The sequence below is a fragment of the Candidatus Nanosynsacchari sp. TM7_ANC_38.39_G1_1 genome, assembly GCF_004138385.1.
The window spans coordinates 1-9,563 of sequence record NZ_PQNZ01000031.1 but is presented as its reverse complement, the minus strand read 5'-3'; the positions used below and the strand labels follow the sequence as shown (position 1 = coordinate 9,563).

6 protein-coding genes and 2 tRNA genes are annotated in these 9,563 nt (G+C 50.8%); 5 read left to right on the top strand and 3 right to left on the bottom strand.

The window, feature by feature from the left end:
- Position 1: 1 nt before the first annotated feature.
- Positions 2 to 86: transfer RNA gene (locus G1ANC_RS02705), tRNA-Leu, on the bottom strand.
- Positions 87 to 232: 146 nt separating this feature from the next.
- Here G1ANC_RS02705 and G1ANC_RS02700 point away from each other — a divergent pair.
- Positions 233 to 1,831, top strand: a complete 1,599-nt coding sequence (locus tag G1ANC_RS02700; RefSeq protein WP_129693486.1) for an FAD-binding oxidoreductase — start codon at positions 233 to 235, stop codon at positions 1,829 to 1,831.
- Between the two features lie 173 nt (positions 1,832 to 2,004).
- On the opposite strand, the gene G1ANC_RS02695 is transcribed toward G1ANC_RS02700, so the two are convergent.
- Together G1ANC_RS02695 and G1ANC_RS02690 are read right to left on the bottom strand one after the other, a co-directional pair.
- Positions 2,005 to 2,637, bottom strand: a complete 633-nt coding sequence (locus tag G1ANC_RS02695; protein WP_129693485.1) for a hypothetical protein — start codon at positions 2,635 to 2,637, stop codon at positions 2,005 to 2,007.
- 108 nt (positions 2,638 to 2,745) lie between these two features.
- Positions 2,746 to 2,832, bottom strand: a tRNA-Leu gene (locus tag G1ANC_RS02690).
- Between the two features lie 207 nt (positions 2,833 to 3,039).
- On the opposite strand from G1ANC_RS02690, the gene G1ANC_RS02685 reads away from it, so the two are divergent.
- The 4 genes from G1ANC_RS02685 to G1ANC_RS02670 form a co-directional block, all read left to right on the top strand.
- The gene (locus G1ANC_RS02685; protein ID WP_129693484.1) at positions 3,040 to 4,218 is read left to right on the top strand and encodes a His/Gly/Thr/Pro-type tRNA ligase C-terminal domain-containing protein; all 1,179 of its coding nucleotides are present in this window, start codon (positions 3,040 to 3,042) and stop codon (positions 4,216 to 4,218) included.
- A 48-nt stretch (positions 4,219 to 4,266) separates the two neighbouring features.
- A complete protein-coding gene (tig, locus tag G1ANC_RS02680) occupies positions 4,267 to 5,697 on the top strand; it encodes a trigger factor (RefSeq protein ID WP_129693483.1) in 1,431 nt (476 codons plus the stop codon).
- Positions 5,698 to 5,888: 191 nt separating this feature from the next.
- On the top strand, positions 5,889 to 6,488 hold the full coding sequence (locus tag G1ANC_RS02675; protein WP_129693482.1) for an ATP-dependent Clp protease proteolytic subunit: 600 nt from the start codon (positions 5,889 to 5,891) through the stop codon (positions 6,486 to 6,488).
- A gap of 191 nt (positions 6,489 to 6,679) precedes the next feature.
- Positions 6,680 to 9,563 (top strand): DNA-directed RNA polymerase subunit beta (locus G1ANC_RS02670; protein ID WP_129693481.1); only part of this gene is annotated, 2,884 nt, incomplete at its 3' end.

Here is a 9,563-nt window from a genome sequence, read left to right as displayed (position 1 = left end):
ATGGTGCGGATGAAAGGACTTGAACCTTCACGCTCGAAAGCACATGCTCCTAAGGCATGCGTGTCTACCAATTCCACCACATCCGCGAGCGTTTGCAAGCTCTAGCGGCACACCGCTGCCGTGCAAATCGCACGTATTTTGCTTGCACAAATAATTATAGCAAACTTCTAACAAATTCGCGAAAAATTACTGCAGCTTATGCTAAAATAGATTTATATGAAGATGAGGGTGTATGAGCAAAATTGCTAATTACCTACGCGGACATTTGCTAGGAGAGATTGACTTCCGGCCCGATGTGCGGCAGGCTTATATTAACGATGCTGGAGTATTGAGTCTTGCGCCAGAGATGATCGTCGCGCCGCGCAATACCGAAGATATTCGCAAAACGGCACGATTATCATGGCAATTAGCTGAACGCGGGCATGTTCAGGCGATAACCGTCCGCGGTTCAGGCCGCGGAACTACGGGAGGCGCGATTGGCCGCGGGGCGATAGCCGATATGTCGCGGCATATGAATAATATTTTTGAGTATGATGCCAAGCAGCGGTTAGTTCGCTTGCAGCCCGGCACGACCATTGGAACCCTGTGTCAAGCGCTAAGCCTGCAGGGCGTTAGCATCCCGCCACTCGACGGCCTAGATGCGCGTCGAACAGTTGGCGGAGCTATCGCCGACAATCTGGCTGGATTGGCTAGCGGTAAATACGGCGACTTGAGTGCCTTTGTCAGCCAGCTCGAGATCGTTTTGGCAAATGGCGATATTTTGCAGACAGGCCCGCTCGGCCGGCGCGAGCTCAGCCGCAAGAAAGGCCTGCAGAATCTAGAGGGCGATATTTACCGTGGCATTGACGCAATCATTGATGAATACCACGACGTGATTACTGCTCTCCCAGAATATGATAAGTCTGGCTATAGCTCTATAGCCTCTGTCAAGAGAGGAAATCAGTTCGACTTGACACCGCTATTCATCGGTGCGCAGGGTACGCTAGGTATTATCAGCGAGATGATTTTGCGCACCGAATTTCATAGCCAGAGCAATGAGGTCTTCGCGCTAGTATTTGCTTCGGCTAGCGTAGCCAATGACGCTATGCGTATATTGCGCGATAGCGGTGTCGCTTTTACCGAGTATTTTGACGCTCAGCTATTTAGCGCTGCCGCTACTGCTGGCCGGCGCTTTGACTGGCTTAACCTAGACGGAGCTGACCCGCAAGCAGTCATTATCGCCGGATTTGACGATTTTAATACTCGCACTCGCGCTCGTAACCTCAAAAAAATCCAGAAGACATTCAGCAGTGCCGAGGGAGTCAAATTCGTTTCTAGCGAAGACACGGACGATGGCGCGCTATTATCGACACTTAATATTGCTCGCTATGCCGAATTGCCTGACAAAAACCCAGCTTTTGCGCCGCATTTGTATAGTGATATTTATATTCCAGCTGCGCGTTTCGATGAATTTACCAAAGCATTAACAGTTTTGGCTGGTCGTCTGCATTGTAATATGCCTATTTCTGGGCACGTACTAACCGAAACTTACACGGTTCATCCGGTACTGTCGCTGCGTCAAGTTGGAGACAAGCAAAAATTATTCAAGATTTTTGACGAATTATCTAATTTGGCTGTTAAATATGACGGCGCGCTCATTGGCCAAGCAGCCGAGGGTCGGATCGCAGCGCATTTCGCGTATAAACACCTTGACGTTCGCACTCGCGAAATGTACGCGGCTATCAAAAAAGTTTTTGATCCGCTCGGTATTATGAATCCAGGCGTCAAAGTCGGCGACAATCTGCGATCGCTTACCGCTAGTGTCAACGGCGATGTTTTGCCGCAGGTATAGGTAGATGCTGCCAAAATATATTTTCTACAAATAGGTTGTTAGAATTGTTAGCGTCGCTAGCAAAAAGTGGCCTCTTAATCGATTAACAGACCAAATATATGCACGCTATCGCTTACACTTATTTAAAACTAGCGTAGGAGAAGAGAAGAGCAATCGTATTTTGAGCGGAACAGCTAGGCTGCTTGGCTCGACGCTAAATCAGGAAACTTTGCCTCTACTCGGCGTAAGCGCTTATCAAGCGAGTTATAAAGCGTGTCGTCTACCATCTCGCGGCTGCCAGACTCATGGTACAGCTCGCGGCGAACGACAGCAAGGTCGGCCCGCAGACTCTCTTGGTTAGCCGCTAGCTCGGCTTGCCCAGCCTTTAATTCCTGGAATCGTTCATCTGCCGCCAGATCCATATCTTTCACGATATCAACCAGAGTCTTGTGGTCTTTGCGGATATCAGCGAGCTGCTCATCGATTTGCTCAAAACGCTCGTCAACTTGCCTAAAGCGTTCGTTGATCTGCTCAAAGCGCTCATCGACTTGTCTAAACCGTTCGTCAACTTGCTTAAACCTTTGGTCAACTTGCTCAAACCTGCGGTCAATCTGCTTAAACCGCTCATCGATTTGCTTAAACCTTTGGTCAATCTGCTCAAAACGTTCGTCAATTTGCTTAAACCTTTGGTCAATCTGCTTAAAACGTTCGTCAATTTGCTTAAACCTTTGGTCAATCTGCTTAAACCGTTCGTCCATCGTTTTTGCTAGATTAGCAACGATATCGCTTAGGTTATCGATCTTGATCGCTAGTTCTTCGTTCGTCATGCTTCTATTTAAACACAAACTTTAGCTGCGAGGCAACTATTTGCTCAACAAAAAAGCCCGCTTTGCCTGAGCGGGCAGCATTAACGTTGTTCCACTAAATACAAGTTATGGTACAGATGAGAGGACTTGAACCTCCACGCCCCGAAGGGCACTAGCACCTGAAGCTAGCGCGTCTACCAATTCCGCCACATCTGCGTGTCATTGTAAAGTACTATATCGCGACATCTACCGATTCTTAGCAACGCGCAGCGCGTCTACGCATAATCGCATTATCCATGTAGTTGCCACACGTATAACCACATCTAGCGCGCAAACCCATTCTAGCTGATTTAGGTGCGCCTGTAAAGAGTTTGTAGATAGCACTCTTGCAAAATAATTCCATTTATGCTATAATAGGGGTATATGATGGCACCAGCATCCAATGTAACCGCCGATACAGACGTGCACTATCCGAATACCGTGCGCGCTTGCCAGCTAGTCGAGCAATCGTGGCGCAATACGGCAACACTGTACGGCTATGAAGAATATGATATTGACACTGAGTCAAAATTACAGAATCGTCGCCGTTACGACATCGTAGCGGGCGCTTTCAGTGTATCGGCATATCCGAGCGCAGCATATTTGTTGCGCTACGAGCATGCCGGCTGCGAGTCGCCGCGAGCTGATGTCGAAGCAATCGCTATCGCCAAGCGCGGTCTCGACGCTATGGGCATCAAGCGTTCGGCTTATAATTTGCGCATCAATGACTCCGAGATGCTCGATTTGCTACTGAGCGAATACCTTGACCTTGACGCCGTACAAACTAGCCTGATGGCGCGCCTACTAGCGCAGAAGCGAACGCTGGCGCCAGATAAGTTTCGCGACCGCGCGATTGATATCGTCGGTTTATCGCACTCTAGCGAAGTTCTGCAAAAATTATCTAAGCTTTTGACCGCCAGGTCGGCCGAAGACCTACCAGAAGTTATCCGCCATAGTGAATGTTATGTGAATTTAGTAGCATTGTATGAACGGTTAGAGCGGCTGGGAATTGATAATGTTATCCTTGATATCACGCTGGCGCATCCAGAATACACTGGCGGCATTATTTTCGATTTCACCGAAGCTGATGCTATGCATAGCGCCTTGCTGTATAAGGGTGGGCGCTATGTCAATAACGACTTGCAAAGTTCGGTCGGCGGCCAATCAGATATGTCGAATATTATTGAACTGCTGGCGCGCCACACTGGTATGCGCCACCTCGAAAGCGCTACTCAGGCCTATATTGTAACCGTAGGCAATGTACTTGACGACGCTGAACGAATCGCCGAAAAGCTGCGCAGCGAGCGGGTTTCGGTCGAGGTTGATTATACTGGCCGGCCGATTGACCGCCAGATCAAAGAAGCTATTAAAAAGCGCGTCCGCTACGTGATGACGGTTGATGAGCAGTCTGTCGCCAAGGGCTTGTATAACCTGCAAAATATTCGCGAAAACAGCGAACAGCAAGTCAGCTTCGAGCGGGTAGTGACTGCTGTCAGCGATCGCCGTCATCATCAGCAGTACGACGAAGACGACGATGTTTTCGACTTGTCAGACATCTTGTAGCTTATCCAAAATAGCCAGCCCGGGTATAATCTGTTATAATACGTCGTTATGAAGACGACTGTGAAGAAATTATCAGCCACCCGCGTCCTGGTAACGGTAGCGGCAGGCCAGCCGGAGCTCGAGACAGCAGAACAAGTTGCGCTCAAGCGAATGGCTAAAAATATCAAAGTTAATGGTTTCCGCCAGGGACACGTGCCGATTGCGGTAGTCAAAAAGCACGCCGACCCGCACACGCTTAGCCAAGAGACATTAGAGGCGGCAATTAATCGCGCTGTCGCCGAGGCGTTCCTGAGCAACAAACTGCAAGTACTTGACCGCCCAGAAGTCGAGCTGAAGAAGTTCGTACCTGGCGAGATGCTGGAATTTACGGCCGAGGCTGATATCATGCCTGAGGTTAAGCTTGGCGATTACAAGAAACTCAAAGCAACCAAAAAGGCAATCAAGGTTGACAAAAAAGACGTCGAAGAAGTAATCGAACGCATTCGTAAAGGTTTGGCTGAAAAGACTGAAACCACCGAAGCAGCGCGAGACGGCGACGAGGTGATTATTGATTTCGTTGGCAAGCGCGACGGCGAAGCTTTCCAGGGCGGTACCGGCAAAGACTATCCGCTGACTCTCGGTAGCGGCGCTTTTATCCCGGGCTTTGAAGAAGCACTAGTCGGCCTCAAGGCGGGCGATAAAAAGGACGTCGCCCTGCAGTTCCCGAAAGATTATCATGCCAAAGACCTGGCGGGCGCCGACGTAGTGTTTGAAACAACTGTCAAGAAGGTTAATAAGGTGGAGCTGCCCGAGCTGAATGATGAGTTTGCTGCCAAGGCTGGCCCTTATACTTCGATGGACGATTTGCGCCAAGATATCGAAGCCGAAATCACTGCGCAGCAAGAGCGCCAAGCGTTAGACGAATTGAAAGACGATTTGGTTAAGCAATTAGTGGCAGCCAGCGATGTGGCTGTGCCAGACGTACTGCGTCAAGATCAGATCCGCTCGCTCGAGCAGGATTTGGTGCAAAATTTGCGGTACCGCGGCATGACGCTGGATCAATACTACGAATCGCGCGGGTTTGCCAATCGTGATGCTTGGGTCGAAGCAGAAGCTAACGATACAGCCGAGGCGCGCATCAAAGCTGGGTTGGTACTAGCCGAGCTAAGCAAAGAGCTGGCAATCGAAGCGACTGCCGACGAGTTGGCAGCGCACATCAATGCTTACAAGCAACAATACGCTAATAACACCGAAATGGCTAAACGTTTCGACCAGCCAGAAGCCCAGCGCGAAATCGCCAACCGTTTGATCACTGAGAAGACCGTTGATAAATTGGTTGAGCTAAATACTCCAGATGCTAAGAAAGCAAAAACTGCGAAAGCTGCCGGCAAAGGCAAAGCGGATAAACCCGCTAAGGCTAGTAAAAATAGCAAAGACGGCAAACCGGCTGGCAAGAAATCTAGCGCCAAAGCAAAGAAATCAGAAGCGGCAAGCAAGTAGCAGATAGCCTGCCAAAAATACCTCGCTAGCGTAAGCGGGGTATTTTGGATATGGTATAAAATACTGTCAAAAAAGACTAGACAGCGCGGGATTGCGCCGTCCATCTTTTTATTATACTACATTTCGCGTTAAATAGCAAGTTATTAGCACTCTGCCTTGACGAGTGCTAATTAGTACGCTACAATTAGACCATGAAACCATCGAATTACTTAGTGCCCAACGTGATCGTCCGTACGCGCGACGGCGAGCGCGGTTACGACATTTATTCGCGCTTGCTCGAGGATCGCATCATTTTCCTAGGCGAGGAAGTTAACGAAGCTACGGCCAACGTCATCGTAGCGCAGCTGCTGCACTTAGCTAACGAAGATCCCGAAAAGGACATCCAACTCTATATCAACAGCCCAGGCGGCGTGGTGTACGATGGCTTGGCAATTTATGATACTATGCAATATATCAAGCCTGACGTCCAGACGATCGGCATTGGGCTGCAGGCTAGCATGGGCGCCTTCTTGCTCAGCAGCGGCGCTAAGGGCAAGCGCTATTTGCTGCCGAATGCCCGGGTGATGATTCACCAGCCGTCGAGCGGTACTCACGGCAAGGTGACCGACCAAGAAATCAGCCTGCGCGAGGCGATAGAGTTAAAAGAGCGGTTAGCGAAAATCATAGCCGGCAACACTGGCCAGAAACTTGACAAAGTCAAAGCTGACATGGAGCGCGACTACTGGATGAGCGCCGACGAAGCGCTGCAATACGGCGTAGTCGACGAAGTAATCGGCCGCAAAAACTCTTGACTTGGTGGCTTCGCGCGATTATAATTAGAGCTAATGAAGATTGTGTAATGTGGGTTGGTTGTGTACTGCGCCTGTGGCGCGGCGTTTTTGGTATGCGGTATCTACATTTAGTAAAGCTTCGGCGCCAATCGCAAGCGGGAATCATCACCCTAGTGCGGTTTCATCAAACTTAACCATCAAGCAGGAGTACTATGCCACAAGCAACAACGGCGCAGCACACCCCGGTCAAACGTGTCTTCTTCACCAATGATGACACAGCGGTCGAGGTGCCGAACCTCTTGGCTCATCAAAAGGAATCATGGAGAGATTTCGTCGAGACGGGCCTAAGCGAGATCTTCGCAGAACTCAACCCAATCGAGGATTACACCGGCCAAAAACTTGAATTACGATTCAAGGATTACAAATTTGAGGATCCAAAAAACGACGAGAAATTCGCCAAAGAGAATAATCTGACGTTTGAAGCGCCGCTGTCGGTAACTGTCGAACTGACCAACAAGGTGACTGGCGAGGTCAAAGAGCAAGAAATCTATCTGGGCGATTACCCATGGATGACTGACCGGGCAACGTTTATTATCAACGGCACCGAACGCGTAGTTGTTAGCCAGCTGATTCGTTCGGCGGGCGTCTTCTACACGGCTGAAAAAGGCGCTGGGCGCAGTCTATACAGCGCTAAGTTGATTCCAGGCCGCGGTGCTTGGTTGGAATTCGAAACCAGCGCTAGCGGCGCTATCTACGTCAAGATCGATCGCCGCCGCAAAATTGCCGTGACGACGTTCCTGCGAGCACTCGGTTACAGTAAAGTATCCGAGATCAAAGAACTATTCGAAGATATTGATACTGGCGACATCAAATATATCGACGCTACACTCGATAAAGATCCAGCTCACGGTGTCAACGAAGCCTTGATTGAGGTCTACCGCCGCTTGCGCCCAGGCGACTTAGCGACAACCGACAACGCGCGCCAGATGATTGAACGAATGTTCTTTGACTTCAAACGCTTTGACTACAGCCGCGTTGGCCGATACAAGATGAACAAGCGTTTGGGGCTAGATGTGCCAAATATCGCCGAGAATCGTACTCTGCAAAAGAGCGACTTGGTGGCTATCATCCGCGAATTGATCCGCATGAATAACACCCAAGAGCCAGGCGATGATATCGACGCGCTCGACAATCGGCGCATTAAGCTGGTAGGCGAACTAGTAGCGCGCCAGTTCCGCGTCGGTATGCTGCGCATGCAGCGCAATGCCATGGATCGCATGTCAATGTCTGATCTCGAGAATGTCACGCCAAGCCAGTTGATTAACGCCCGCCCGGTCGTGGCAGCGGTGCGCGAATTCTTTGCTTCTAGCCAGCTCAGCCAGCTGCTCGATGAGGTTAACCCGATTTCGGAGCTTAGCCACAAGCGTCGATTGAGCTCAATGGGGCCAGGCGGCTTGAGCCGCGAGCGTGCCGGCTTCGAGGTGCGCGATGCTCACCCGACACATTACGGACGAATCTGCTCGGTCGAGACGCCAGAGGGCGCTAACATCGGTTTGGTGTTGAACCTGGCGACTTATGCGCGGATTAACGAATATGGCTTCATCGAGACACCATACCTCAAGGTTGTTGGCGGCCATGTTACCGACGAAGTTGTTTATCTCGATGCTTCCCAAGAAGTTAACGAAGTGATTGCCGACGCTGGCGTCAAGCTCGACGAGAATAACAATCTGAAAAGCCCGCGTGTTTCGGCTCGCAAGTTCTTGCAGCCGGCCCGCGTCGATGCTTCGGAAGTGACGCTGATTGACGCTTCACACAAGCAAATCCTCGGCTCGACCGCTAGCCTGGTGCCATTCATCGAGAAAAACCGCGTCGACCGCGCCTTGACTGGCTCGAACATGCAACGCCAGGCGGTGCCGCTATTGCAGCCGCAATCACCAACTGTCGGTACTGGTATCGAGGCTAATATTGCTCGCGATTCCAGCCAACTGGTTGTTGCTGAAGCTGATGGCGAAGTTATCCGTGCTGATGGCGATAGCATCGAAGTCAAGTACGCTGACGGTGTTAAAAAATACGATTTAATCCATTTCACCAAGAGCAACGATGATCGCTGTATCAACCAAAAGGTTCGAGTTCAGCGCGGCGAGCAGGTCGCCAAGGGCGATATCTTGATCGAGGGTATGTCAATCGCTGACGGCGAATTGGCGCTCGGTAAAGACTTGCTGGTGGCCTTCATGCCGTGGGGCGGCTACAATATGGAGGACGCTATCGTTATCAGCCGCCGCTTGGTCGAAGATGATACGCTGACCTCAGTTAATATCAAGGATTACTCAGTTGAAGTTCGGGAAACTAAGCTCGGCCCAGAGATTGTCACTCGCGATATCCCGAATGTGTCGGAAGACAGCTTGCGCCACCTCGACGAAGACGGTATCGTACAGGTTGGTTCTGAAGTGCGTGCCGGCGATGTCTTGGTTGGCAAAATTACGCCAAAGGGCGAGCAAGAGCTGAGTTCTGAGGAGCGCTTGCTGCGCGCTATCTTCGGCGAAAAAGCTAAGGACGTACGCGATACTTCGCAGCGCATGAATAATGCTGGCGGCGGCAAAGTTGTCGGCGTCAAGGTCTTCAGCCGCGAAAACGGCCACGAATTAAAGGCTGGCGTACTAATGCAGATCCAGATCTTCGTCGCGCAACTACGCAAAATCAGTGTCGGCGACAAGATGGCCGGCCGCCACGGCAACAAGGGCGTGGTAGCGCGTATTTTGCCAGTCGAGGATATGCCATATTTGGCCGACGGTACGCCGGTAGATGTAGTGCTTAACCCGCTAGGCGTGCCGAGTCGCATGAACTTGGGCCAGCTGTTCGAGACACATCTGGGTATGGCTGCCCGCGCTCTCGGCTACAAAGTCGCTACGCCGCCATTTAACGGTGTCAGTAATGAAACGATTGAGGAACAACTCGAGAAAGCTGGCTTCGCCAAAGATGGTAAGAGTCAGCTCTTCGACGGCCGCAGCGGCGAAGCCTTTGAGGAGCGTACTACTGTTGGTGTCATGCACATGATCAAGCTGCACCACATGGTCAGCGACAAGATTCACGCCCGCT

What these genes read in the sequence shown, in the direction of transcription:
- G1ANC_RS02700 (WP_129693486.1), top strand. Translation starts at nt 233, where the DNA reads ATGAGCAAAATTGCTAATTACCTACGCGGACATTTGCTAGGAGAGATT.
- G1ANC_RS02695 (WP_129693485.1), bottom strand. Translation starts at nt 2,637, where the DNA reads ATGACGAACGAAGAACTAGCGATCAAGATCGATAACCTAAGCGATATC.
- G1ANC_RS02685 (WP_129693484.1), top strand. Translation starts at nt 3,040, where the DNA reads ATGATGGCACCAGCATCCAATGTAACCGCCGATACAGACGTGCACTAT.
- tig (WP_129693483.1), top strand. Translation starts at nt 4,267, where the DNA reads ATGAAGACGACTGTGAAGAAATTATCAGCCACCCGCGTCCTGGTAACG.
- G1ANC_RS02675 (WP_129693482.1), top strand. Translation starts at nt 5,889, where the DNA reads ATGAAACCATCGAATTACTTAGTGCCCAACGTGATCGTCCGTACGCGC.